This is a genomic window from Pseudomonas sp. CFII68, assembly GCF_000416195.1.
GTDB classification, from domain to species: Bacteria; Pseudomonadota; Gammaproteobacteria; order Pseudomonadales; family Pseudomonadaceae; genus Aquipseudomonas; species Aquipseudomonas kilonensis.
In genome coordinates this window covers 22,749-45,621 of record NZ_ATLN01000121.1, presented here as the reverse complement: position 1 = coordinate 45,621, position 22,873 = coordinate 22,749, and the positions used below count along the sequence as shown (strand labels likewise).

The 22,873-nt window shown below is 61.4% G+C and carries 24 protein-coding genes; 16 read left to right on the top strand and 8 right to left on the bottom strand.

Going from position 1 to position 22,873, the window contains the following annotated elements:
• Nucleotides 1–446: 446 nt before the first annotated feature.
• Genes CFII68_RS04375 through aroC form a run of 3 tightly spaced genes read right to left on the bottom strand, consistent with a single transcriptional unit; the run spans nt 447 to nt 3,286 of the window.
• Nucleotides 447–980, bottom strand: coding sequence for an acireductone dioxygenase ARD (locus CFII68_RS04375; protein ID WP_018612533.1), 534 nt, complete (start codon nt 978–980; stop codon nt 447–449).
• A gap of 34 nt (nt 981–1,014) precedes the next feature.
• Entirely contained in the window at nt 1,015–2,160 is a 1,146-nt protein-coding gene (locus CFII68_RS04380) for an MFS transporter (protein ID WP_018612526.1), read from the bottom strand.
• A 34-nt stretch (nt 2,161–2,194) separates the two neighbouring features.
• The gene (gene aroC, locus CFII68_RS04385) at nt 2,195–3,286 is read right to left on the bottom strand and encodes a chorismate synthase (protein WP_018612523.1); all 1,092 of its coding nucleotides are present in this window, start codon (nt 3,284–3,286) and stop codon (nt 2,195–2,197) included.
• 142 nt (nt 3,287–3,428) lie between these two features.
• On the opposite strand from aroC, the gene CFII68_RS04390 reads away from it, so the two are divergent.
• Complete coding sequence (locus CFII68_RS04390) at nt 3,429–4,394, top strand: alpha/beta hydrolase (RefSeq protein WP_018612521.1); 966 nt, start codon at nt 3,429–3,431, stop codon at nt 4,392–4,394.
• Nucleotides 4,395–4,500: 106 nt separating this feature from the next.
• On the top strand, nt 4,501–5,289 hold the full coding sequence (locus CFII68_RS04395) for an N-acetyltransferase (protein ID WP_018612519.1): 789 nt from the start codon (nt 4,501–4,503) through the stop codon (nt 5,287–5,289).
• A 212-nt stretch (nt 5,290–5,501) separates the two neighbouring features.
• On the opposite strand, the gene prmB is transcribed toward CFII68_RS04395, so the two are convergent.
• Entirely contained in the window at nt 5,502–6,410 is a 909-nt protein-coding gene (gene prmB, locus CFII68_RS04400) for a 50S ribosomal protein L3 N(5)-glutamine methyltransferase (RefSeq protein WP_018612518.1), read from the bottom strand.
• Nucleotides 6,411–6,664: 254 nt separating this feature from the next.
• Between prmB and CFII68_RS04405 the strand changes: the two genes are divergently transcribed.
• From CFII68_RS04405 to CFII68_RS04425, 5 genes are all read left to right on the top strand, one after another.
• Nucleotides 6,665–7,255: a cysteine hydrolase family protein gene (locus CFII68_RS04405; RefSeq protein WP_018612516.1), complete on the top strand. Its 591-nt coding sequence runs from the start codon at nt 6,665–6,667 to the stop codon at nt 7,253–7,255.
• Nucleotides 7,256–7,385: 130 nt separating this feature from the next.
• Nucleotides 7,386–7,706, top strand: coding sequence for a hypothetical protein (locus CFII68_RS04410; RefSeq protein WP_014339620.1), 321 nt, complete (start codon nt 7,386–7,388; stop codon nt 7,704–7,706).
• 73 nt (nt 7,707–7,779) lie between these two features.
• Complete coding sequence (locus CFII68_RS04415) at nt 7,780–8,337, top strand: Smr/MutS family protein (protein WP_003204497.1); 558 nt, start codon at nt 7,780–7,782, stop codon at nt 8,335–8,337.
• Nucleotides 8,338–8,414: 77 nt separating this feature from the next.
• Entirely contained in the window at nt 8,415–8,960 is a 546-nt protein-coding gene (gene folE / locus CFII68_RS04420) for a GTP cyclohydrolase I FolE (protein ID WP_003204506.1), read from the top strand.
• A gap of 103 nt (nt 8,961–9,063) precedes the next feature.
• A complete protein-coding gene (locus CFII68_RS04425; protein WP_018612513.1) occupies nt 9,064–9,435 on the top strand; it encodes a glutathione S-transferase N-terminal domain-containing protein in 372 nt (123 codons plus the stop codon).
• Nucleotides 9,436–9,579: 144 nt separating this feature from the next.
• On the opposite strand, the gene CFII68_RS04430 is transcribed toward CFII68_RS04425, so the two are convergent.
• Entirely contained in the window at nt 9,580–10,746 is a 1,167-nt protein-coding gene (locus CFII68_RS04430; RefSeq protein ID WP_018612511.1) for a PLP-dependent aminotransferase family protein, read from the bottom strand.
• A gap of 82 nt (nt 10,747–10,828) precedes the next feature.
• Here CFII68_RS04430 and CFII68_RS04435 point away from each other — a divergent pair, with 82 nt between their 5' ends.
• The 3 genes from CFII68_RS04435 (at nt 10,829) to CFII68_RS04445 (ending at nt 13,687) form a co-directional block, all read left to right on the top strand.
• Nucleotides 10,829–11,275 (top strand): MarR family winged helix-turn-helix transcriptional regulator, encoded by a 447-nt coding sequence (locus CFII68_RS04435; RefSeq protein ID WP_018612509.1) that lies wholly within the window; start codon nt 10,829–10,831, stop codon nt 11,273–11,275.
• Between the two features lie 373 nt (nt 11,276–11,648).
• On the top strand, nt 11,649–12,998 hold the full coding sequence (locus tag CFII68_RS04440) for an NCS2 family permease (RefSeq protein WP_018612507.1): 1,350 nt from the start codon (nt 11,649–11,651) through the stop codon (nt 12,996–12,998).
• 62 nt (nt 12,999–13,060) lie between these two features.
• Complete coding sequence (locus CFII68_RS04445) at nt 13,061–13,687, top strand: LysE family translocator (RefSeq protein WP_018612505.1); 627 nt, start codon at nt 13,061–13,063, stop codon at nt 13,685–13,687.
• A 203-nt stretch (nt 13,688–13,890) separates the two neighbouring features.
• Here CFII68_RS04445 and uraH read toward each other — a convergent pair whose 3' ends face one another.
• Complete coding sequence (gene uraH, locus CFII68_RS04450; RefSeq protein ID WP_018612503.1) at nt 13,891–14,244, bottom strand: hydroxyisourate hydrolase; 354 nt, start codon at nt 14,242–14,244, stop codon at nt 13,891–13,893.
• A 413-nt stretch (nt 14,245–14,657) separates the two neighbouring features.
• Here uraH and puuE point away from each other — a divergent pair, with 413 nt between their 5' ends.
• The 6 genes from puuE to CFII68_RS04480 all read left to right on the top strand — a co-directional run bounded on the left by puuE (nt 14,658) and on the right by CFII68_RS04480 (nt 20,429).
• Entirely contained in the window at nt 14,658–15,584 is a 927-nt protein-coding gene (puuE, locus tag CFII68_RS04455) for an allantoinase PuuE (RefSeq protein WP_018612501.1), read from the top strand.
• Entirely contained in the window at nt 15,581–16,096 is a 516-nt protein-coding gene (gene uraD / locus CFII68_RS04460) for a 2-oxo-4-hydroxy-4-carboxy-5-ureidoimidazoline decarboxylase (RefSeq protein WP_018612499.1), read from the top strand. The genes puuE and uraD overlap by 4 nt, the downstream gene beginning before the upstream one ends.
• A 68-nt stretch (nt 16,097–16,164) precedes the next feature.
• Entirely contained in the window at nt 16,165–17,160 is a 996-nt protein-coding gene (gene alc, locus CFII68_RS04465; protein ID WP_018612497.1) for an allantoicase, read from the top strand.
• A gap of 121 nt (nt 17,161–17,281) precedes the next feature.
• Nucleotides 17,282–17,785, top strand: coding sequence for an ureidoglycolate lyase (locus CFII68_RS04470; RefSeq protein ID WP_018612495.1), 504 nt, complete (start codon nt 17,282–17,284; stop codon nt 17,783–17,785).
• Nucleotides 17,786–17,836: 51 nt separating this feature from the next.
• On the top strand, nt 17,837–19,138 hold the full coding sequence (locus CFII68_RS04475) for a urate hydroxylase PuuD (protein ID WP_033062871.1): 1,302 nt from the start codon (nt 17,837–17,839) through the stop codon (nt 19,136–19,138).
• A 505-nt stretch (nt 19,139–19,643) separates the two neighbouring features.
• The gene (locus CFII68_RS04480) at nt 19,644–20,429 is read left to right on the top strand and encodes an outer membrane protein OmpK (protein WP_018612491.1); all 786 of its coding nucleotides are present in this window, start codon (nt 19,644–19,646) and stop codon (nt 20,427–20,429) included.
• 222 nt (nt 20,430–20,651) lie between these two features.
• Here the strand turns inward: CFII68_RS04480 and CFII68_RS04485 are convergent, their stop codons facing one another.
• Both CFII68_RS04485 and CFII68_RS04490 read right to left on the bottom strand, forming a co-directional pair.
• A complete protein-coding gene (locus CFII68_RS04485; RefSeq protein WP_018612483.1) occupies nt 20,652–21,806 on the bottom strand; it encodes a patatin-like phospholipase family protein in 1,155 nt (384 codons plus the stop codon).
• Nucleotides 21,807–21,855: 49 nt separating this feature from the next.
• A complete protein-coding gene (locus CFII68_RS04490; protein WP_018612481.1) occupies nt 21,856–22,788 on the bottom strand; it encodes a lipid A biosynthesis lauroyl acyltransferase in 933 nt (310 codons plus the stop codon).
• Nucleotides 22,789–22,873 lie beyond the last annotated feature (85 nt).

Here is a 22,873-nt window from a genome sequence, read left to right as displayed (position 1 = left end):
GGATTTGGGTGTTCATGAGTCTTGTGTTCACCGCAGCCCCATTGTGGGAGTGAGCTTGCTCGCGATAGCGGTGGCCCAGCCACATAGATGCCGGCCTGTGCCCTGCTCTTGCTCTTGCTCTTGCTCTTGCTCTTGCTCTTGCTCTTGCTTTGGATCTTGATCTGGGCGCCCCGTTAAACCACGCTGGCCGAACGCAGGCATTGCGCAGTGGGCAACCCGGCATGGATGCCGGGTTAGCCGCGCTGGGCCATGGATGGCCCTTCGCGGCGGGCCCACGGAGCAATGCCGGAGTGAGGGCATGCCGAGCCTAAGCGAGGCACCGAGTGGTGGGGCAAAGCGCTTTTGGTTACTTTTGGCGCTCTTCCAAAAGTGACCCGCCGTCAGGGCGGAACCATAAGCCGCCGTTACCGAAATAACGGATAAACACACCAACCCCAAGAACGCGGTCAATCCTCCAGGCGAGGAAACCGCCGAGCAATATCATCCCCCGTAACCTCAGCAACCAACCCCTGCAAATCACCAGACAAACGAATCGTAACGAAATGCGGCCGCTCCCCCCTGTCAAACCAATGCGGCATACCAGCAGGCACCGTTATCAAGTCGCTCCGTTCACACAGCACCGCATAGACATAATCCCCAACGTGCAGGTTAAACAAGCCACGACCAGCAACGAAAAATCGCACTTCATCCTGACTATGGCGATACTCATCGAGCTCCCCAGCCTGTTCCGGCTGATCACTGCTGACACTGACGACATCGACCGCCACATAACCGCGCTCAGTCATCAACCCATCGATCTGAGCCTGGTAAGCCGCAATGATCTCTTCCTCACTGGCACCCGGCTGGATTTTCACCGCCGCTTCCCAACGGGCAAAGTGAATACCTTGCTCAGCCAACGTCGCGGCAATGTCCTCAAAGTGGGTCAACACCTTGTTCGGAATATCAGGGCTCGAGACGTGATAGACGGACAGGCTGCTCATGACAATGGCTCCAGAAAATTAACAGTTCGAAGGCTCATGGCCGGTCCTCTTGCATACGTGTGGCAATGATAACGGCTGCCGCGAAAGCCGCGAGGCTGGCGAGACTGAACGTCCAACTGGCACCCAAGGTGTTCCAGCTATAGCCGGAATACAACGCGCCCAAGGCCCCGCCCGTGCCGGCCAACGCCGCATACAGCGCCTGCCCCTGGCCTTGCTGGCGAGGCCCGAAGCTGCGTTGCACGAAATGGATGGCAGCGGCGTGAAAGCTGCCGAAGGTCGCCGCATGCAGCACCTGGGCGAACAACAATACCCAGAGAAACTCGGCCAGCGAACCCAACAACAACCAGCGCAACGCCGCCAGCAGGAAGCTCGCCAGCAGCACCCGGCGCACGGAAAACCGCGTCAGGATCCGGCTCATCAGCAGGAAGACCAAAACTTCCGCCACCACGCCAAGGGCCCAGAGCAGGCCGATCAACCCGCGGCTGTAGCCCAGGTGTTCGAGGTGCAAGGTCAGGAAGGTGTAATACGGCCCGTGGCTCACCTGCATCAGGCCCACACAGGTATAGAACGCCAGCACGCCAGGGTTGCGCAGTTGCCGCAGGAAGCCCTCCCCCGAAATGCGCGGCCCCTGCAGTGGCTGGGCGTTGGGCACCCAGAAGCTGGCGAGGACGATGCCGGCCATGATCAACACCAGCGCCACCGGGTAGATGTCCAGGCTCAGCCATTCGAACAAGCGGCCGAGCACCACCACGGTGATGATGAAACCGATGGAACCCCATAGACGGATCTGGCTGTAGCGCGAGGCCTGCCCACCCAGATGGGCCAGGGTAATGACTTCGAACTGCGGCAACACCGCGTGCCAGAAGAACGCATGCAGCGCCATGACCATCGCCAGCCAGGCGTAGCTTTTATCGATGAAGATCAGCGAGAAGGCCAGCAGCGTGCAGATCGCGCCGAAACGCACGATCGCCAGGCGCCGGCCGGTGTAATCCCCCAGCCAGCCCCAGATGTTCGGCGCCACGCAGCGCATCAGCATGGGAATCGCCACCAGCTCGCCGATGCGCGCCGCGTTGAACCCCAGGTGATCGAAATACAGCGCCAGGAACGGCGCCGTCGAACCGAGCAGCGCGAAATAGAACAGATAGAAACTGGAGAGCCGCCAGTACGGCAGTGCCGCCACGGTCGTCAGGCCACGGCGGTCGGCAGGCCAACCATCAAAGCTGCCCCAGCACCGGGGTGCTGACGCTAACGTCGGCGTTCTGGCCTCGATGACGCAGCAGGTGATCCATCAGCACGATCGCCATCATCGCCTCGGCGATGGGCGTGGCACGGATGCCGACGCACGGGTCATGACGGCCTTTGGTGATGACGTCCACCGGGTTGCCATGGATGTCGATGGAGCGGCCCGGCGTGGTGATGCTGGACGTCGGCTTCAAGGCCAGGTGCGCCACGATCGGCTGGCCCGAGGAAATGCCGCCGAGGATGCCGCCGGCATTGTTGCTCAGGAAACCTTGCGGGGTCAGTTCGTCACGGTGCTCGGTGCCGCGCTGGGCGACACAAGCGAAACCGGCGCCGATCTCCACGCCTTTCACCGCGTTGATGCTCATCAGCGCGTGGGCCAGCTCGGCGTCGAGGCGGTCGAAGATCGGCTCGCCAAGGCCCGGCATCACCCCTTCGGCGACCACGGTGATCTTCGCGCCGACCGAATCCTGGTCCCGGCGCAGTTGGTCCATGTAGGCCTCGAGTTCCGGCACCTTGTCCGGGTCGGGGCAGAAGAAGGCGTTCTGCTCCACCGAGTCCCAGGTCTTGAACGGGATTTCGATGGGGCCCAGCTGGCTCATGTAGCCACGGATGACGATGCCCTGGCTGGCCAGGTATTTCTTGGCGATCGCCCCGGCCGCCACGCGCATGGCGGTTTCCCGCGCCGAGCTGCGACCGCCGCCACGGTAGTCGCGCTCACCGTATTTGTGGTGGTAGGTGTAGTCGGCGTGGGCCGGGCGGAACAGGTCCTTGATGGCCGAGTAGTCCTTGGACTTCTGGTCGGTGTTGCGAATCAACAGGCCGATGGCGCAGCCGGTGGTGCGCCCTTCGAACACGCCGGAGAGGATTTCGACTTCATCGGCTTCCTGGCGCTGGGTGGTGTGGCGGCTGGTGCCGGGCTTGCGCCGGTCCAGGTCACGTTGCAGGTCGTCCAGGGAAATCTCCAGGCCCGGCGGGCAGCCGTCGACAATGGCGACCAACGCCGGGCCATGGCTTTCGCCCGCGGTGGTGACAGTGAACAGCTTGCCGTAGGTATTGCCGGACATGCAGGGTGCTCCGTGAAATCGCTGAGAGACTCAACCTTGGATTCGTAATGCGCGCCAGTATACGCAGGCTCCCCGCGTAGTTCATCCTCGAACCTTATCGGCGGCCACCAGTCCAACCGGCACCTTCGCAACTAATGGCGTGATGATGTTAAAGCTGCTTGCCTTAAGCCTTACCTTGTTCACCGGCCTGTTTTGCAGCCTGGCCCAGGCCACGGTGCTGCAACGCCCGATCAGCCTCGACACCGGCAGTGGTGAGCTTTTCGGTTCGTTGCTACTGCCCAAGTCCGACACACCGGTGCCGGTTGTCCTGATCATTTCCGGGTCAGGTCCTACGGATCGCGACGGCAACAACCCCGAGGGCGGGCGCAACGACAGCCTCAAGCGCCTGGCCTGGGTCCTGGCCAAACACAACATCGCCAGCGTGCGCTATGACAAACGCGGCGTGGCCGCCAGCCTCGCGGCGACACCGGACGAGCGCAACCTGAGCGTCGAGGCCTATGTGGCCGATGCCGTGGCCTGGAGCCGCAAGCTCGCCGCCGATTCGCGACTGGGCCCGTTGATCCTGCTGGGCCACAGTGAAGGCGCGTTGATCGCCAGCCTCGCCGCGCCCCAGGCCAATGCAGCGGCGGTGATTTCGCTGTCTGGCAGTGCCCGGCCGATCGACCAGGTGCTGCGCCAACAACTGAGCAACCGCCTGCCACCGCCGCTGATGTTGCGCAGCAACGAACTGCTCGACAGCCTCAAGACCGGTCGACTCGACGACAACGTGCCGGCACAACTGCAGGTCATTTTCCGCCCCAGCGTACAGCCCTACCTGATCTCGTTGTTCCGCCAGGACCCGGCCCGGGCCTTCGCGGCGTTGAAGATGCCGGCCTTGATTATCCAGGGCAGCAACGATATCCAGGTCAGCGTCGATGACGCCAGGCAGCTGAAAGCCGCCAAGCCCGACGCTGAATTGGCGCTGATCGAGGGCATGAATCACGTGATGCGCATCGTGCCCAACGACGTGAAACGGCAACTGGCCTCCTACAAGGATCCCAACCTGCCCCTGGCGGCCGAGCTCGGTGCGCGAATTCTGCGTTTTATTGACTCGTTAGCCGCGCGTTAGGCGGTTTTAGTCGATTTAGCTTCAGGACTGGCAAAAACGGCCGATAGCCCGGTGTCGGATAGCGCTATGGCTGCCGACCAGCCGGCCTGGACAGGATTTTGCCGTTATGACTGAAACTCAAGCTTCCCCCGACACCGCCGCCGAAGCCCCCGCCTCGTCTGCGGTGGAGCTGCCGTGGGCCGACGTGCATGCCGAGCATCACAAAATGCTCCGGCTCGCGCCGCTCAAGACCGACCGCGCCACCGGTGCGCGGCCATTGCGGTTTGTCGAGTTCAGCTATGCCGAGCGCCACAGCAAGGAACGCAGCCTGCTGCGCATGAGCATCCAGTTGCCGAACCAGCGCGTGCGCAAGGAACAGAATCACCTGGACGTCTGGGCCGACCACGTCGAGAAACGCCTGTTTTTTTCCCCGGACAACCTGCAAGTCGAGCCGTTTAACCGTGGCATCGGCCGTTTCCTCGCAGCCCGGGGCATTACCTGGGCCAAGAAACGCTGGTCGGCCTACCGGGTAGACGGCACCGACCTGGATAACAAGGACGCCCTGAACGAAGACACTCGCCTGCGCCGCGACCGTTTTCTCAAGGCCCAAGGCTTTGAGGTGGTCTACGCCGACGCCCAGCACCTCAAGGGCAGCGTCAAGCCAACCCACGTTGGCGATCTGCTGGGGGACTGGAACACCGAGAAGCTGCAGTTCGTGGAAATCCTTGAAGCGGCGCAGATGCTGCAACAAGCCGAGCAGAACCTGGCGGAACAGGAAGTCAAACTCAAGCAGCAGGAAGAGAAGGTCAACAAGTTCAAGCGCGAAGACACTGGCTTGCGCTTCACCATCACCTGCCTGGTGGCCTTCGCCATGTTCCAGGCGGGGTTGCTGATCTGGATTGCGACGCGGCACTGAACAGTGCGAGTAACCCTGTGGGAGCGAGCTTGCTCGCGATAGCGGTGTAGGAGCTGGCGAAGCCTGCGATCTTTTGATCTTGATCTTGATCTTTCACTTGAGACTCAAGTGTTAGGGGAAAGATCGCAGCCTCGTTTCACTCGACAGCTCCTACACAGCTCCTACAGGCCCAGCGGGAGCAAGCTCCCTCGCCACAAAAATGGTCGCAGCGATCAAACCCGCGAAGCAAACAACCCCTGGTGCTGACGGCACTGTTCGGCGCTGAGCATGAACACGCCATGGCCGCCGCGTTCGAAGTCGAGCCAGGCGAAATCGACTTCCGGGTACAGCGCCTCGACGTGCACCTGGCTGTTGCCCACCTCGACAATCAACAATCCCTTCTCGGTCAGATGATCGGCCGCCTCGGCCAGCATCCGGCGCACCAGGTTCAAGCCGTCATCGCCACAGGCCAGGCCCAGTTCCGGCTCGTGCTGGTATTCCTGTGGCATGTCGGCGAAATCTTCCGCATCGACGTAGGGCGGGTTCGACACGATCAAGTCGAAACGTTGCCCCGGCAGACCTTCGAAGCCATCGCCCTGGACCGTGAACACGCGCTCATCGACGCCATGGCGCTCAATGTTCTGGTTGGCCACTTCCAGCGCTTCGAACGACAGGTCGGCCAGCACCACCTCGGCCTCCGGGAACTCATAGGCACAGGCAATGCCGATGCAGCCGGAACCGGTGCACAGATCAAGAATCCGCGCGGGTTCCTGGCCCAACCAAGGCTCGAAACGCTTTTCGATCAGCTCGCCGATGGGCGAGCGCGGAATGAGCACGCGTTCGTCGACGATGAACGACATCCCACAGAACCAGGCCTCGCCCAACAAATAGGCGGTTGGCACCCGCTCTGTGATACGCCGACGCAGCAGGCGCTGCACATGAACCAGCTCTTCGTCTTCAAGGCGGCAGTCCAGGTAGCTGTCGGCAATTTCCCATGGCAGGTGCAATGCGCCCAACACCAGTTGCCGGGCTTCATCCCACGCATTGTCGGTGCCATGGCCGAAAAACAGATCCTCCCCATGGAAACGGCTGACGGCCCAACGGATATGGTCGCGCAGGGTACGGAGACGGGAAGTGATCACGGCGGCAAACTCCAGAAAAATCGACGGGCGAGTCTACCAGCCAAACGCGGCCCCACCCAAACACGCCCCGATGACGAACGAAAAACCCCGGACCAATCGTAGGAATTATCCGTTTTTTGATCCGCCTATTGAACAAGACGAGCATCTTGACAAGGCTGTAGGCCAGCAACGGCGGCCCTTGCGATGGAAGCGATTCACAGAACCGCTCAGCCAGAGGACAATGTCGCAAAAGCCCCACTCGAAGGAGCCCCAGAATGTCCGTTCCAAAAACGATGTTTCAACTCAGCGGCCGTGGTTATGCAGCGGCCAATCTGAGTCAAGCGACCCTGATCATCATCGATGCCCAGAAAGAATACCTCGCAGGCCCCCTGGCCCTGAGCGGCATGGATGCAGCCGTCGCGAACATCAAGCAATTGCTCGGTGCGGCCCGTGCAGCCGCTCGGCCGATCGTGCATGTGCGCCACCTGGGCACCCATGGCGGGCTGTTCGATCCGCAAGGCGAGCGCGGGGAGTTCATTCCCGGCCTCGAACCCCAGGGCGACGAAACCGTGGTCGAAAAGCTGCTGCCCAGCGCGTTCCACGGCACCGAACTGAAAAAGCGCCTGGAAGACTTCGGCCCCCTGGACCTGATCGTGTGCGGGTTCATGAGCCATTCCAGCGTCAGCACCACCGTGCGCGCCGCCAAGAACCTGGGCTTTCGCTGTACCCTGGTGGAAGACGCCTGCGCCACCCGCGATCTGCCGTACAAGGGCGGCGTCCTCAGCGCCGAACACGTTCAGCAGACCGAAATGGCGATCATGGCGGACAACTTCGCCACCCTGGCGTTGACCCGTGACTTCATCTGATTCGCCTTGATGAGCGGCCACTCTCGCCGCTCATCCGCAAAAGCCTCTCATTTGCCGCAATTGCCATACTGTCAGGAACAACCCGAACATCTTCCGGTCGAAGGGCCGATACCCATTGAGGAAGGTCGGAATGAAGTTATCCGATGGTTTTGACGCACGTCGCTTGCGGCCCAAGGGCCCGAGCAACTGGCGGTTTCGTTTTGGCGCGGCGATCGCTGCGCTATTGGCAACACTCGGTGTACTGCTGGCCATGGCCGGTGCCGCCAGCCTGCTGGGCCGCCCGCCCGCACTGGGCGAGTTGAATGCCACACCAATGGGTTCGGCAATCATCCTGGCGGTCGGGCTTTTCGTGCTGTTGCTGGGCGTTTGGCTCTGGCGCCGCTGCCGCCGTCGCGCCCGCCAATCCCTGGAGCTGGCCATGGCTCCGCACCTGATGAAAAAGCACGACTGACCCGCCATCCGACGTTTTGTCGCGCCTGATCCCGCCAGAGTTGGGTAAACTGGCCGGCTTCGCGGAGGCTGACATGCAAGACGACGACTTTTCCCTGTTCAAAAGTGCGATCCAGGGCGTAAAACCGATCAAGCACGACCGCGCCGAGACCGGCAAGCCCAAGGCCGATCGCGCGCAAATCGCCAAGCTGCGCCAGGCCGCCACCGTGCGTACCGACGCCACGACCGTGGACGGCTTGTCCGATCAGTTCGTGATCGACGTCGGGCCGGAAGACGAGTTGATGTGGGCACGCGACGGTGTCCAGGAAAGCCAGATGCGCAAGCTGAAGGTCGGCCAGATCCCCTTCGAAGGCAGCCTCGACCTGCACGGCATGAGCGTCGAAAAGGCCCGGGAAACCCTGTGGGCATTCCTGGCCGAAGCCACCAAGTTCGAAATCCGCTGCGTGCGCGTCACCCATGGCAAAGCCGTGCGCCTGGACGGCAAGCGGCCGATGATCAAGAGCCACGTCAACACCTGGCTGCGCCAGCACCCGCAAGTGCTGGGCTTCACCTCCTGCCAGGCAAAACACGGCGGCGCCGGGGCGGTCTACGTGATGCTCAAGCGCACCATGATGGAAGGTCGCGACGAATAGCCCTCGATTGCCGAGCTTGCAGCGCCGTGTCCGCCACCGTACCCTTGCCCTTTGCGTAAAATCCCACAGGTAGTTTCATGTCTCTGGAACAGAATTACACCGCGATTCTCGGCCAACTGGGCGAGGACGTTTCCCGCGAGGGCCTGCTCGACACGCCCAAGCGTGCTGCCAAGGCCATGCAGTACCTCTGCCGCGGTTATGAACAGACCCTGGAAGAAGTCACCAACGGTGCCTTGTTCAGCTCCGACAACAGCGAGATGGTGCTGGTCAAGGACATCGAGTTGTACTCGTTGTGCGAACATCACCTGCTGCCTTTCATCGGCAAGGCTCACGTGGCCTACATCCCGAGCGGCAAGGTGCTGGGGCTGTCGAAAGTCGCGCGCATCGTCGACATGTATGCGCGTCGCCTGCAGATCCAGGAAAACCTCAGCCGCCAGATCGCCGATGCGGTCCAGCAAGTGACCGGCGCCCTGGGCGTGGCGGTGGTGATCGAGGCCAAGCACATGTGCATGATGATGCGCGGCGTGGAAAAGCAGAATTCCTCGATGATCACCTCGGTGATGCTCGGCGAGTTCCGGGAAAACGCCGCCACTCGCAGCGAATTCCTCAGCCTCATCAAGTAATCCGTCGCATGAAGAAAACCGGCATTGATCGCCGGTTTTTTTTCGCCTGTGAAAAATCAGGTAAGCTGCGCGCCCTCTTCTTCCCGCCGCGAGGCTTAACACCGTGATCGTCAAAGCGCTTCGAGTTGGCTTGGGCCAGCTCATCATCTTCATCGACTTCATCACCCGCCCGGGCAAGAAAAAGCGCCCGGCCGAGGCCCAGGCGCAGGTCGAGCAGGCCGCTCGCAGCCTGACGCTGTATCAGTTCCACGCCTGCCCGTTCTGCGTGAAGACCCGCCGCACCCTGCGCCGCCTCAATGTGCCGGTGGCTCTGCGCGATGCGAAAAACAATGAGCAGGATCGCCAGACGCTGCTGGAGCAAGGCGGCCGGATCAAAGTGCCGTGCCTGCGTATTGAAGAGAATGGCGAGACCACCTGGATGTATGAGTCCAAGGTGATCATTGAGTATCTGGATAAGCGGTTCTCGGCAGCCTGATAGTTTTCTGGTGTGACGACTGGCCTCATCGCGAGCAAGCTTTGCTCCCACAGGGGGCCTTGGTGAACACTGGATTCGTATTCACCACTGTCCCTGTGGGAGCAAAGCTTGCTCGCGATGGGGCCAGTCCAGTCACCACATAAGTCAGGCTGCTTTTGCAGCCAACGCCTCCCGCACCACCCCCGCCAACCGCTTGAGCCCTTCATCCAGCCGCGCCGGGTCGATGTGGCTGAAGTTCAAGCGCAAGTGCCCCGGATGCTGGTCCGGCTCCGGAAAGAACGGCTCCCCCGGCATGAACGCAACGTCGGCCGCCAGCGCGGCGGCGAGCAAGGTGCGGGTGTCCAGCGGCTGTCTGAGGGTCAGCCAGAAAAACAACCCGCCCTGGGGCACGTTCCAGTCCGCGATATCAGAGAAATGCTTTTGCAACGCCGCCTGGAAGCGGTCGCGACGGTCCCGATAGAAATCCCTCAACTCACTCAAATGGCTGCGGTACTGCTCGGTGCCGATCCATTGCAGCGCCTGCCACTGACCGATGCGATTAGTGTGCAAATCCGCCGACTGCTTGAGTCGCAGCAGGTGCGGGAACAAATCCGGGCTGGCGATCAGGTAGCCCACCCGTAGCCCCGGCAACAGGGTTTTCGACACGGTGCCGGTGTAGATCCAACTGGCCTTCTTCAAGCGACTGACAATCGGCGTGGCACTGCCGCCATCGAACGTCAGCTCGCGGTAGGGTTCGTCCTCGATCAGGGTCACGCCAAACTCGTCCAACAGCGCCGCCACCGCATCGCGCTTGGCCTCGCTGTAGCGCACCGCCGAGGGGTTCTGGAACGTCGGAATCAGGTAGATGAACGCCGGCCGATGCTGCTCCAGCCGGGCCCGCAGCTGTTTCAGGTCAGGGCCGTCGGCCTCCAGGGGCACGGTGATGCAGTCGGCGCCGAACAGCTGGAAAATCTGCAACGCCGCCAGATACGTCGGCGCTTCGAGCATCACTTGCGTGCCGACGTCGATGTGCAGCTTGGCCGCCAGGTCAAGGGTTTGCTGCGAGCCGCTGACCACCAGCACCTGACTCGCCTCACAGGCCACACCCAGCGCCCGCGCCTGGGCCGCCAGGGCTTCGCGCAGGGCGGGCTCGCCTTCGCTCATGCCGTACTGGCCCATGGACAACGGCATGGCCGCCCATTCCACTTTCGGCAGCATGGCTTCGGCCGGCAGGCCGCCGGCGAACGACATCACTTCAGGGCGCTGCGCCGCCGCGAGGATTTCTCGAATCAAAGAACTTTTGAGGCGCGAGACACGTTCGGAAAAAGCCATGGAGGTCACCTGTAGCGAGGCACGGGAGGAATGAGTCAAACTGATTGACCGAAATTACTCCGCCTTCTCTGGATACGTCAATATGCTTGACCTTAAAAACCCGACTTCCCAACAGATGGCCATGGAAGCGTTTTTCTTCGGTTACCAGGCGTTCACCGCCAAGGCCGATGAAATGCTCGAGCGCCGCGGCTTGAGCCGGGTGCACCAGCGCATCGTTTTTTTCATCGCCCGCTACCCGTCATTGAGCGTGAAGGAGTTGCTGGCCCTGCTTGGGGTGAGCAAGCAGGCGCTGAACATGCCGTTGCGGCAGCTGATGGAAATGCACCTGGTGAACAGCGTCGCGTCCGAGACCGACAAGCGCAAGCGGCTGCTGGAACTGACGGCCGAGGGCGAGCGGTTCGAGCAGGCGTTGCGGCGTGAGCAGGTGAAATTGCTGGAGCGGGTGTTTGCCGAGGCCGGGGAAGCGGCGGTGGATGGGTGGCTGGCGGTGAACCTGGCACTGGGGAAGGGTCAGGTGGCTGTCGACTGAGTTTCCTCTGCAAGCTGTGTATTGCCCGGTCTATCGCCATCGCGGGCAAGCCTTGCTCCCACAGAGGGTCTCAGCGGACACCTGCTGGAAGCAAAACTGTTCCCACAGAGGGTGTGGACGCCCGCCGTGGGAGCAAAGCTTGCTCGCGATAGCGCCCTCAAGGTCGATATACCCCTATCGCCCGACATTTCGTCGACAACATAGAAAACATTATTTGCTTTATTTGTATACAAAAGCATAATTCGCTTCGTGCGAGTTCCTGACCAACAGGTCAACATACTTCGCCAGCCTTACCTGCCTCAGCGCATCGCAGCCACCCCCAGGGCGTGTGCGGTGCTGGAAATAACAATAAGACTCTTGAGGAGTACTCGCTGTGGAAAGCCGCAAACCCGAAGCCCAGACGCTGGACCTCTCGCCGCCACTACGCAGTGGCTGGCTGGAACGCCTCTTCAAACTCAGCTTGCACGGCACCACGGTGAAGACCGAGCTGATTGCCGGCCTGACGACCTTCATCACCATGGCCTACATCATCTTCGTCAACCCCAACATCATGGCCGACGCCGGCATCGATCACGGCGCCGCATTCGTCGCCACCTGCATCGCCGCGGCCCTGGGTTGCCTGCTGATGGGCCTGTACGCCAACTGGCCAGTGGGCCTGGCGCCAGGCATGGGCTTGAACGCCTTTTTCACCTACACCGTGGTCGGCACCATGGGCTACAACTGGGAAACCGCATTGGGCGCGGTGTTTATCTCCGGTGTGCTGTTCATGGTCCTGACCCTGTCACGAGTCCGTGAGTGGCTGCTCAACAGCATTCCGGTGAGCCTGCGGTTCGCCATGGGCGCGGGGGTCGGGTTGTTCCTCGGACTGATCGGCCTGAAAACCGCCGGAATCATCGTCGACAGCCCCGCCACCCTGATCAAGCTCGGCTCGTTGCGTGAGCCCGGGCCGCTGCTGGCCGCGGTGTGCTTCCTGATGATCGCCGTGCTCAGTTATCACCGCGTGTTCGGCGCGATCCTGATCAGTATCATCGCCGTGACCCTGGCCGGTTGGGGCCTGGGGTTGGTGCAGTACAACGGCGTCATGTCGACCCCTCCGAGCCTCGCCCCGACCTGGATGGCGATGGACGTGGCCGGTGTGTTCAACGTCAGCATGATCAGCGTGGTGCTGGCCTTCCTGTTCGTGCACATGTTCGACACCGCCGGCACCCTGATGGGCGTTGCCCAGCGCGCTGGCCTGGTGAAAGCCGATGGCAAGATCGAGAACCTGTCCCGCGCCTTGAAAGCCGACAGTGCCTCCAGCGTATTTGGCGCCATGGTCGGCGTGCCGCCGGTGACCAGCTACGTGGAAAGCGCCGCTGGTGTGGCGGCAGGTGGCCGGACGGGGCTTACCGCCGTGACCGTCGGTGTGCTATTTATTGCCGCCATGTTCTTCGCACCGCTGGCCGGGATGATCCCGGCCTACGCCACGGCCGGGGCCTTGATCTACGTTGCCATGCTGATGATGGGCGGCATGGCCCACATCGAATGGGACGAGGTGACCGACAGCATCCCGGCCATTGTCACGGCCATCATGATGCCCCTGACGTTCTCGGTCGCCGACGGTATCGCCCTGGGTTTCATCACCTATGTGGTGCTCAAGGCCGGCACCGGTAAACACAAGGAAATCTCCGTCAGCCTGTGGGTGCTCTGCGCGATCTTCATCGCCAAGTTCATCTTCTTGTAAGCGACAACATATCCACCCGCCTCACCCCTTGGGTGAGGCTTTTGTACATCAGGAGCAAAGCAATGAATCTGGAAACCTGGCTGTTGTTCAGCGGTGCCGCCTTGGTGGTGATCCTCATCCCCGGCCCGTTGTCGTTGTTGATGATCGGCAATAGCCTGAACTACGGCCTGCGCCGTTCGTATCCGGCATTCCTGGGTGGGGTGATCGCGTCGATCTGCCTGCTGAGCGCCTCGGCGCTGGGGCTCGGTGCGTTGTTGATGGCGTCGGAGCAGTTGTTCAGTGCCCTGAAAATTGTCGGTGCCCTGTACCTGTTTTACCTGGCCTGGCAGAGCTGGCAGCAATCACGCCAACCGTCCCAAGGCGCCGAGGTGCCTCAGGCCGCCGCCGTCCCGCGCTTTCGCGCCCTCTTTGGCCGGGCGTTCGTGTTGGGCGCCAGCAACCCGAAAGACATCCTGTTCTTCGCCGCTTTCCTGCCGCAATTCTTGAGCGCCGAACAAGCGTTCCTGCCACAACTGCTGATCATGATCGCCACCTGGACCGTACTCGACCTGCTGTGCAAGCTGGCCTACGGCTTCGGCGCCCACGGTGCGGCGCGGTATCTGCGTACGGGTAACGGCCAGGGTTGGTTCAACCGGATCAGTGCCGGGTTGTTTGGCGGTGCGGGGGCGGCGTCCTTGTTGAGCCGCTAAAAAAGCAAAAGCTTCGCGAGCAAGCCCGCTCCCACAGGTTTTTGTGAACGACAAAAATCCAGTGTGGGAGCGGGCTTGCTCGCGAAGGCACCCTCCCAGACACCCTATTTTCATGGACAAAAAAAAGCCCGCAGTGTGAGCGGGCAAAAAACCAAAGAAGCGCCATGCGCAGTCGCTTCCAGGACAAGGCAGCCGCTTGGGGGTCAACTGCCTCGATAGGTTGAATAGGCGTAAGGCGAAATCAGCAACGGCACGTGGTAATGATCCTGCTCGGCCGAAATGCCGAAGCGCAGCACCACCACATCCAGGAACGCCGGGGCGGACAACTGGACACCACGGGCGCGGTAGTAATCGCCGGCATGGAATTGAATCTGATAGACGCCCGAACGGTAGTCATCCCCTTGCAGCAGCGGTGCGTCGCAGCGACCGTCGCTGTTGGTCAGCGCGCTGGCGACCAGCTGCAGTTGCGAACCTTCCACACGGTACAACTCGACCTTGATCGAGCTGCCCGGGCAGCCGTGTGCAGCATCCAAAACGTGAGTAGTCAAACGTCCCATTGATTGTGCGCGCCTCGCTGCTGTGCAGTCCGGCCCGACGCCTCCTGAATCAGTTGAAAGACAGGCCGCACCGTTTCGGAGCACGAAACGCCACGGCAATGAACGAATTAAGACATTTTAAAAGAAAATTGTACACAATAAAAAACAGATATTTAGTCCACGCGCGTTCCGACAAAGGCTTCTGCCCAATCTTAAGCCACACCAACGGATACGCCATTCTTCCAGCCATTAATTGACCAGATGGGCAGGTTTCTTGCAGTGTAGACAAACCGGGGACAGCGGTGAAAAATGCAAAAAATCAGGCTTACAAATCGCACATAAAGTTGTATACAATCACTCCATCGTCGTGACGCCAGCCTATGATCCATCGCCAGGGCGCCACCCACATGGTTCGAACAAGAAGGAAAACTGCAGTGAGCGCTGACTACCCACGCGACCTGATCGGTTACGGCAGTAACCCTCCCCATCCCCAGTGGCCGGGCAATGCCCGCATCGCCCTGTCCTTCGTGCTCAATTACGAAGAAGGCGGCGAGCGCAACATCCTGCATGGCGACAAGGAAGCCGAGGCGTTCCTCTCGGAGATGGTCGCGGCGCAACCGCTGCAGGGCGAGCGCAACATGAGCATGGAATCGCTGTACGAGTATGGCAGCCGCGCCGGGGTCTGGCGGGTCCTCAAGTTGTTCAAGGAATTCGATATCCCGCTGACCATTTTCGCCGTGGCCATGGCCGCCCAGCGCCATCCGGACGTGATCCGCGCCATGGTTGCCGCCGGTCACGAAATCTGCAGCCACGGCTATCGCTGGATCGACTACCAATACATGGATGAGGCCCAGGAGCGCGAGCACATGCTCGAAGCGATCCGCATCCTCACCGAAATCACTGGCGAGCGTCCGCTGGGTTGGTACACCGGTCGCACCGGCCCCAATACCCGCCGGCTGGTCATGGAGGAAGGCGGTTTTCTCTATGACAGCGACACCTACGACGACGACCTGCCCTACTGGGAACCGAACACACCCAACGGCAAGCCGCACCTGGTGATCCCCTACACCCTCGACACCAACGACATGCGCTTCACCCAAGTGCAGGGTTTCAACAAGGGCGACGATTTCTTCCAATACCTCAAGGACGCCTTCGACGTGCTGTATGCCGAAGGCGCCGAGGCGCCGAAGATGCTCTCCATTGGGCTGCACTGCCGGTTGATCGGCCGCCCTGCCCGCCTGGCCTCACTCAAGCGCTTCCTTGAATATGCCAAGGGCCATGAACACGTCTGGTTCAGCCGTCGCGTCGACATCGCTCGCCACTGGCAGCAAACCCATCCGTATCCGGAGGCTTCGAAATGACCGCCTTCCAAACCCTCAAGCCCTCGACCTTGAGCCGCGAAGCGTTCGTCAAAGCCTTCGCTGATATCTACGAACATTCGCCATGGGTCGCCGAAAAGGCCTTTGACCTGGGCCGGGATGTCTCGATCGACGAGATCGAGACCCTGCACCAGCGCATGAGCGACATCCTGTTGAGTGCCGATCACGCCAGCCAACTGGCGCTGATCAACGCTCACCCGGACCTGGCCGGTAAAGCCGCCGTCCAGGGCCAACTGACCGAAGCCAGCACGAACGAACAGGCCGGCGCCGGTATTCACCAATGCTCGAGCGATGAGTTTCAGCGCTTCACCGAGCTGAACGACGCCTACAAGGCCAAGTTCAAGTTTCCCTTCATCATGGCGGTAAAAGGCAGCAACCGGCATCAGATCCTCTCGGCGTTCGAAACGCGCATCCATCACTCGGTAGACACCGAATTCAAATGCGCGCTGGCAGAGATCAACAAGATCGCGTTGTTCCGATTACTGACCCTTTAGCGAGCAGCCCTGCTACCCCAGGTCCTGCAAGCATCCCCAGCCAACCTATTTAAAGGCAGACAAGAAGAATGAAAGCTTACGCCGTACCTTTCGAGAAGTTCGTCAACCTGGCCGACGCCCGCCTCGGCACCAAGATCATTTCGGTCACCGATGACTGGTTCGCCGACGCCAACCGTTTGTTCCAACCGACCCCAGCCGTATGGAAGGAGGGCGTGTTCGATGACAACGGCAAGTGGATGGACGGCTGGGAATCGCGGCGCAAGCGCTTCGAAGGCTACGACAGCGCGGTGATCCGCCTGGGTGTGGCCGGCTCGATCAAAGGCGTGGACATCGACACCTCATTCTTCACCGGTAACTACCCACCGTCGGCCTCCCTGGAAGCCTGCTTCCTGACAGAAGGCGAGCCAGACGAAAACACCCAGTGGACTGAAGTGCTGTCGGCCGTCGAGTTGCAAGGCAACAGCCACCACTATCACGAAATCAACAACGACCAGGCCTTCAGCCACCTGCGTTTCAATATCTACCCCGATGGCGGCGTGGCCCGGTTGCGGGTCTACGGCATTCCGTACCGCGACTGGTCGGCCGTGGGCGACAACGAACAGCTCGACCTGGCCGCAGCCCTCAATGGTGGCCGTGCCCTGGCCTGTTCCGACGAACACTTCGGCCGCATGAGCAACATTCTCAACCCGGGTCGTGGCGTGAACATGGGCGACGGCTGGGAAACCGCCCGTCGTCGTACCCCGGGCAATGACTGGGTCATCATCGCCCTGGGCCATGCCGGCGAAGTCGAGAAAGTCATCGTCGACACCCTGCACTTCAAGGGCAACTACCCCGACAGCTGCTCGATCCAGGGCGCGTTCGTCAAGGGCGGCACCGACAGCCAGATCGAAACCCAGTCGCTGTTCTGGCGCGAGCTGCTGCCCAGCCAGAAACTGGAAATGCACGCCGAACATACCTTCGCCGAGCAGATCAAGGCCCTGGGGCCGATCACCCACATCCGCCTGAACGTGTTCCCGGATGGTGGCGTGAGTCGCCTGCGGGTGCTTGGCAAGGTAGCGAAGTAAGCGGCGCGCCCTTCGCGAGCAAGCCCGCTCCCACAGGGGAATGCATTCCAAATGTGGGAGCGGGCTTGCTCGCGAAGGCGCCAGAACAAACAACACAGAATTTTTGGATAAGAAGACCAGCATGCGCACACTCAAGATCGAACCGTTGACCAAAGAAGCCTTCGCCCCGTTCGGTGACGTGATCGAAACCGACGGCAGCGATCACTTCATGATCAACAACGGTTCGACCATGCGCTTCCATCGCCTGGCGACGGTGGAAACCGCCACGCCGGACGACAAGGCGATCATCAGCATTTTCCGCGCCGACGCGCTGGACATGCCGCTGACCGTACGCATGCTGGAGCGCCATCCGCTGGGCAGCCAGGCCTTCATTCCGCTGCTCGGCAACCCCTTTCTGATCGTGGTCGCGCCACTTGGCGATGCACCTGTATCAGGTTTGGTCCGCGCCTTCGTCACCAACGGCAGGCAGGGCATTAATTACCATCGCGGCGTCTGGCACCACCCGGTGCTGACGATCGAAAAGCGGGATGACTTCCTGGTGGTTGATCGCAGTGGCACAGGCAATAACTGCGATGAGCATTTTTTCAAAGAGGATGAGTTATTGATCCTCGCCCCCCACCAATAAGAGAAGGTCCGATCACGCGAAAACAAGCGTGACGGGCGAGAGGTAAAGACTGTGGAAGCACATATGCTGGAATGGCTGAACCTGAGCGTACGCTGGGTTCACATGATCACTGGCGTGGCCTGGATCGGCGCGTCGTTCTACTTCGTCTGGCTGGAAAACAACCTCAATCGCGTCAACCCCAAGAGCGGCCTGGCCGGCGACCTGTGGGCCATCCACGGCGGCGGCATCTACCACCTGGAAAAATACAAACTCGCGCCACCGTCCATGCCGGACAACCTGCACTGGTTCAAGTGGGAAGCCTACTTCACCTGGATGTCGGGCATCGCGCTGTTGTGCGTGGTGTTCTATTGGAACCCGACCGTCTACCTGCTGGCTCCCGGCAGCAGCCTGAGTGGTCCCGAAGGCGTCGCCCTGGGCCTCGGTTCGTTGCTCGTCGGCTGGTTCGTCTATTCCTTTCTTTGCGACTCAGCCCTGGGCAAGCGCCCTGCCCTGCTCGGCGTGATCCTGTTCGTACTGTTGATCGCCGCGGCCTACGGGTTCAGCAAGGTGTTCAGCGGTCGCGGCGCCTACCTGCACGTCGGGGCGGTCATCGGGACGATCATGGTCGGCAACGTGTTCCGCATCATCATGCCGGCCCAGCGTGCGCTGGTGGCGGCCATCGCCGAGAATCGCACGCCCGATCCTGCACTGCCGGCCAAGGGTTTGTTGCGTTCGCGCCACAACAACTACTTCACCCTGCCAGTGCTGTTCATCATGATCAGCAACCATTTCCCGAGCACCTACGGCAGCCAGTACAACTGGCTGATCCTGGCCGGGATCGCCGTGGCGGCGGTGCTGGTGCGCCACTACTTCAACACGCGCCATGACAGCAACCGGTTTGCCTGGACGCTGCCGGTCGGTGCCCTGGCGATGATCTGCCTGGCGTATGTCACAGGGCCCAAGCCCATGCCCACCACACCGGAGGTGGCCAAGGCAGCCGGCGTGATCGAGTACCAACCGTTGCCGGAAACGGCAGTGGGGGGTGGCGCGAAACCGGCGCCGGCCCCCGCCGCACCGACAGCGGCGCCCACCCAGGCCGCCAACGCCCAGGGCCCTTCGTTCGAGAAGGTCCACAGCGTGATCCAGGAACGCTGCTCGGTCTGCCATTCGGCCAAGCCCACCAGCCCGTTGTTCAGCGCCGCGCCAGGTGGAGTGATGTTCGACACCCCGCAGCAGATCCAGCAACAGGCCGCGCGCATCCAGGCCCAGGCCGTCACCAGCCAGATCATGCCATTGGGCAACATCACCCAGATGACCCAGCAGGAACGCGATCTGATCGGCGCGTGGATCAACCAGGGCGCGCGGACCAACTGAACCTCGCGCGCCAATAGCGTCACATGTCATACCGCTGACAGGCCGACCGGCTCACCACCGGCCGCCCGTCAGCGACTGCCTGCGCCTCAACAATAAAAACAAGAGGAAAGCACCCGATGATCCAGCCCCGCCATCACGCCCCAAATTCGCCCCGGATGCGCCGTTGCAGGGCACTTGAGCCCAGCGATACATGCCCGTATCCTGCGCGGCCGTTCGAAACCGGCCGACACAAAAACCCCCTCCGATCTTGACCGCCCCGCCAACTTATCCAGGCGTCGGCGGATAGAATAAGCGCCCTTCTGAACACATCTCTTTCGACTGTTCCAAACAGCTGGATGAGTCTTTTTCCGGGTTTCCCCCGGCCTTGGCTCAGCTCTTGCTATCAGCATTCGCCACGCTCAAAAAGCTGACCGAACGGATGTTTTTTCATCCATGGAAAAAGGCGCCACACCAGAGCGCTGACCTGAAAAAAAAGCGGTACCACTTACCTTTGGGAGCAAACCGAATGAAACGTACGTGCACCAGCCTGATACTCGCGGGATCCTTGCTGGCCGGGGGCCAAGCGATGGCCGATGACCTGTTCCAGTGGCAGAACAACAGTCTCACCTACCTCTACGGCAAGGATTTCCAGGTCAACCCGCGCATCCAGCAGACCGTGACCTTCGAACACGCCGACGCCTGGAAATACGGGGACAACTTCTTCTTCCTCGATCGGATCTTCTATAACGGCCAGGACGACAGCCAGTCCGGCCCGAACACCTACTACGGCGAGTTCAGCCCACGCCTGTCGTTCGGCAAGATCTTCGACCAGAAGCTGGAGCTGGGCCCGATCAAGGATGTGCTGCTGGCCATGACGTATGAGTTCGGCGAAGGCGACAACGAGTCCTACCTGATCGGCCCGGGCTTCGACCTGGCGATTCCCGGCTTCGACTACTTCCAGCTGAACTTCTACAACCGCCAGACCGAAGGCCCACGCGCCGGCGACAATGTCTGGCAGATCACCCCGACCTGGGCCTACACCCTCCCGGTGGGTTCATCCGACATCCTGATCGACGGTTTCATCGACTGGGTGGTGGACAACGACACCAACTCCAAGGGCACCTACCACGCCAACCTGCACATCAACCCGCAGATCAAATATGACCTGGGCAAGGCGTTGAAGCTCGGCGCCAAGCAGTTGTATGTCGGGGTGGAATATGACTACTGGAAGAACAAGTACGGGATCGAAGACAGCGACGGGTTCAAGACCAACCAGAGCAATACCAGCTTCTTGCTGAAGTATCATTTCTGATCTGATTCATTGGGATCCAGAAGTCACCGCACAGCTTTTGTGGGAGCGGGCTTGCTCGCGATAGCGGTGGGTCAGCCTGAGTCGATGCTGGATGTGCCGCCGTCATCGCGAGCAGGCTCGCTCCCACAGTGGATTTATGTCGTACACAGATTTTGTGTCCACTGAAGATCTACTGTGGGAGCGAGCCTGCTCGCGATTGCGGTGAACCTGCTGACATCACTCCTAAGCCAACCCCAAAAACCGACTCAACGCCTCACGCTGCGCCAACGCATCCTGGCGTCCCAGCTCGATCAGTTCGCTGCAATACCCCGCCTCGAACAGCAAGTAGCTCAGCACCCCCGCGCCGCTGGTCTTGGTCGCGCCCGGCCCGCGCAAGAATAACCGCAACGCACGGGGCAGCTCCTGGCGATGGCGGGCGGCGATTTCGTCGATCGGCTGGCTGGGTGAGATCACCAGCACATCTACTGGTGCCGCGCCGAGGGCGTGGGCCGGTACGTCATCAGGCAGCAGGTGACTGAAACCGTTCAGGCGCTCAAGCAACTCGATGTCGCTTTCCAGGCTGTCAATGAATGTGCTGTTGAGCATATGGCCGCCGATCTGCGCCAGGGTCGGTTGCAGACCGGTGTAGCTGCGCTCGGAGGGATCCTGCCCGCCGGCGCCACGGGGGTTGCCGCTGACGCCGATCACCAGCACGCGATTGGCCCCCAGGTGCAACGCCGGGCTGATGGGCGCCGACTGCCGCACCGCGCCGTCACCGAAGTATTGCGGGCCGATCCTGACCGGCGCGAACAGCAACGGAATCGCCGAGCTGGCCAACAGGTGCTCCACCGACAACTGCGTCGGCACACCAATACGCCGGTGGCGCAGCCAGGCATCAATGGTCCCGCGCCCCTGATAGAAGGTGACGGCCTGGCCGGACTCATAACCGAACGCCGTCACCGCCACCGCCCGCAATTGCTGCTCGGCGATGGCCTGCTCGATGCCCGAGGCATGGAATTGGGCCTGGAGCAGTTCGCGCAACGGCGAACTGTCGATCAGCGCCACCGGCAACTTGTGCCCCAGGCCCAGCAGGCTATGAATGATGAAACGCCTGGCCTGGGCAATAACGCCCCGCCAGTCGCTGCGCATGACCTGATGGCTGCGCACCGTTTGCCAGAACGCCGTCAGCCGCTCGATGGCGGTCTTGAAGTCCATCGCCCCGCTCGCCAGGCTGACCGCGTTGATCGCCCCCGCCGACGTGCCGACGATCACCGGAAACGGATTTCGCGCCCCGTCCGGCAACAATTCGGCGATGGCCGCCAGTACGCCTACCTGATACGCCGCTCGAGCCCCGCCGCCGGAAAGAATCAAACCTGTAACCGGTTCAGCTGGGGTCATCGCAATGCTCCGTGCTCAAGGTGCTGCTGAAAAATGGCGGACTGCTGGCTCAATCGCGCTTGTCGTACAGCTTGGGCTCGCCCGGCGGACGACTCTTGAAGCGCCGATGCGCCCAAAGGTATTGCTCGGGACAATCACTCACCGACTGCTCGACCCACTGGTTGATGCGGATGCAATCGGCTTCCTCGGTCTCGCCTGGGAAATCCGTCAGCGGGGCCTGGATCACCAGGCGATAACCACTGCCGTCGGCCAGGCGTTCCTGAATGAAGGGCACCACCAGCGCCTTGCCCAGGCGGGCGAACTTGCTGGTAGCGGTGACCGTCGCGGCCTGAACGCCGAACAGCGGTACGAACACGCTTTGCTTGGCGCCGTAATCCTGGTCCGGCGCATACCAGATCGCCCGCCCGGCCCGCAGCAGCTTGAGCATGCCGCGCACGTCGTCACGCTCCACCGCCAGGGAATCGAGGTTATGCCGCTCGCGGCCCCGGCGCTGGATGTAGTCGAACAGCGGGTTCTTGTGTTCGCGGTACATGCCGTCGATGGTGTGCTGCTGGCCGAGCAAGGCCGCGCCGATTTCCAGCGTGGTGAAATGCAGCGCCATCAGGATCACGCCCTTGCCCTCGCGCTGGGCCTGCTTGAGGTGCTCCAGCCCTTCGACATGGGCCAGTTTCGCCAGCCGCGAACGCGACCACCACCAACTCATCGCCATTTCGAAAAAGGCGATGCCGGTGGAGGCAAAGTTATCCTTGAGCAGCCGCTTGCGCTCGGCAGCGGACTTTTGCGGGAAACACAGTTCCAGGTTGCGACGGGCGATGCGCCGTCGGTCGCCGGCCACCCGGTACATCAGCGCACCCAATGCACGTCCGACCCGCAGCAGTAACGGATAAGGCAACTGGACGATCAGCCACAACAGCCCCAGGCCGCACCACAGCAGCCAGAAACGCGGATGAAAAAATGCAGTTCGAAAACGCGGGCGATCCATTACAGCTTCCATTAAGACATGGGCCGCGCATTCTACATTGTTCGACCCGGGTTGCGGCTGGCGGACGATCTCGTTATAAGTCTCG

Coding starts and splice junctions, on each gene's coding strand:
- alc (WP_018612497.1), top strand. CDS start 16,165: ATGAAAGCTTACGCCGTACCTTTCGAGAAGTTCGTCAACCTGGCCGAC.
- folE (WP_003204506.1), top strand. CDS start 8,415: ATGTCTCTGGAACAGAATTACACCGCGATTCTCGGCCAACTGGGCGAG.
- CFII68_RS04415 (WP_003204497.1), top strand. CDS start 7,780: ATGCAAGACGACGACTTTTCCCTGTTCAAAAGTGCGATCCAGGGCGTA.
- CFII68_RS04375 (WP_018612533.1), bottom strand. CDS start 980: ATGAGCAGCCTGTCCGTCTATCACGTCTCGAGCCCTGATATTCCGAAC.
- CFII68_RS04480 (WP_018612491.1), top strand. CDS start 19,644: ATGAAACGTACGTGCACCAGCCTGATACTCGCGGGATCCTTGCTGGCC.
- CFII68_RS04435 (WP_018612509.1), top strand. CDS start 10,829: ATGCTTGACCTTAAAAACCCGACTTCCCAACAGATGGCCATGGAAGCG.
- CFII68_RS04485 (WP_018612483.1), bottom strand. CDS start 21,806: ATGACCCCAGCTGAACCGGTTACAGGTTTGATTCTTTCCGGCGGCGGG.
- CFII68_RS04490 (WP_018612481.1), bottom strand. CDS start 22,788: ATGGATCGCCCGCGTTTTCGAACTGCATTTTTTCATCCGCGTTTCTGG.
- CFII68_RS04445 (WP_018612505.1), top strand. CDS start 13,061: ATGAATCTGGAAACCTGGCTGTTGTTCAGCGGTGCCGCCTTGGTGGTG.
- CFII68_RS04390 (WP_018612521.1), top strand. CDS start 3,429: ATGATGTTAAAGCTGCTTGCCTTAAGCCTTACCTTGTTCACCGGCCTG.
- uraH (WP_018612503.1), bottom strand. CDS start 14,244: ATGGGACGTTTGACTACTCACGTTTTGGATGCTGCACACGGCTGCCCG.
- CFII68_RS04395 (WP_018612519.1), top strand. CDS start 4,501: ATGACTGAAACTCAAGCTTCCCCCGACACCGCCGCCGAAGCCCCCGCC.
- CFII68_RS04470 (WP_018612495.1), top strand. CDS start 17,282: ATGCGCACACTCAAGATCGAACCGTTGACCAAAGAAGCCTTCGCCCCG.
- uraD (WP_018612499.1), top strand. CDS start 15,581: ATGACCGCCTTCCAAACCCTCAAGCCCTCGACCTTGAGCCGCGAAGCG.
- CFII68_RS04410 (WP_014339620.1), top strand. CDS start 7,386: ATGAAGTTATCCGATGGTTTTGACGCACGTCGCTTGCGGCCCAAGGGC.
- aroC (WP_018612523.1), bottom strand. CDS start 3,286: ATGTCCGGCAATACCTACGGCAAGCTGTTCACTGTCACCACCGCGGGC.
- CFII68_RS04405 (WP_018612516.1), top strand. CDS start 6,665: ATGTCCGTTCCAAAAACGATGTTTCAACTCAGCGGCCGTGGTTATGCA.
- CFII68_RS04430 (WP_018612511.1), bottom strand. CDS start 10,746: ATGGCTTTTTCCGAACGTGTCTCGCGCCTCAAAAGTTCTTTGATTCGA.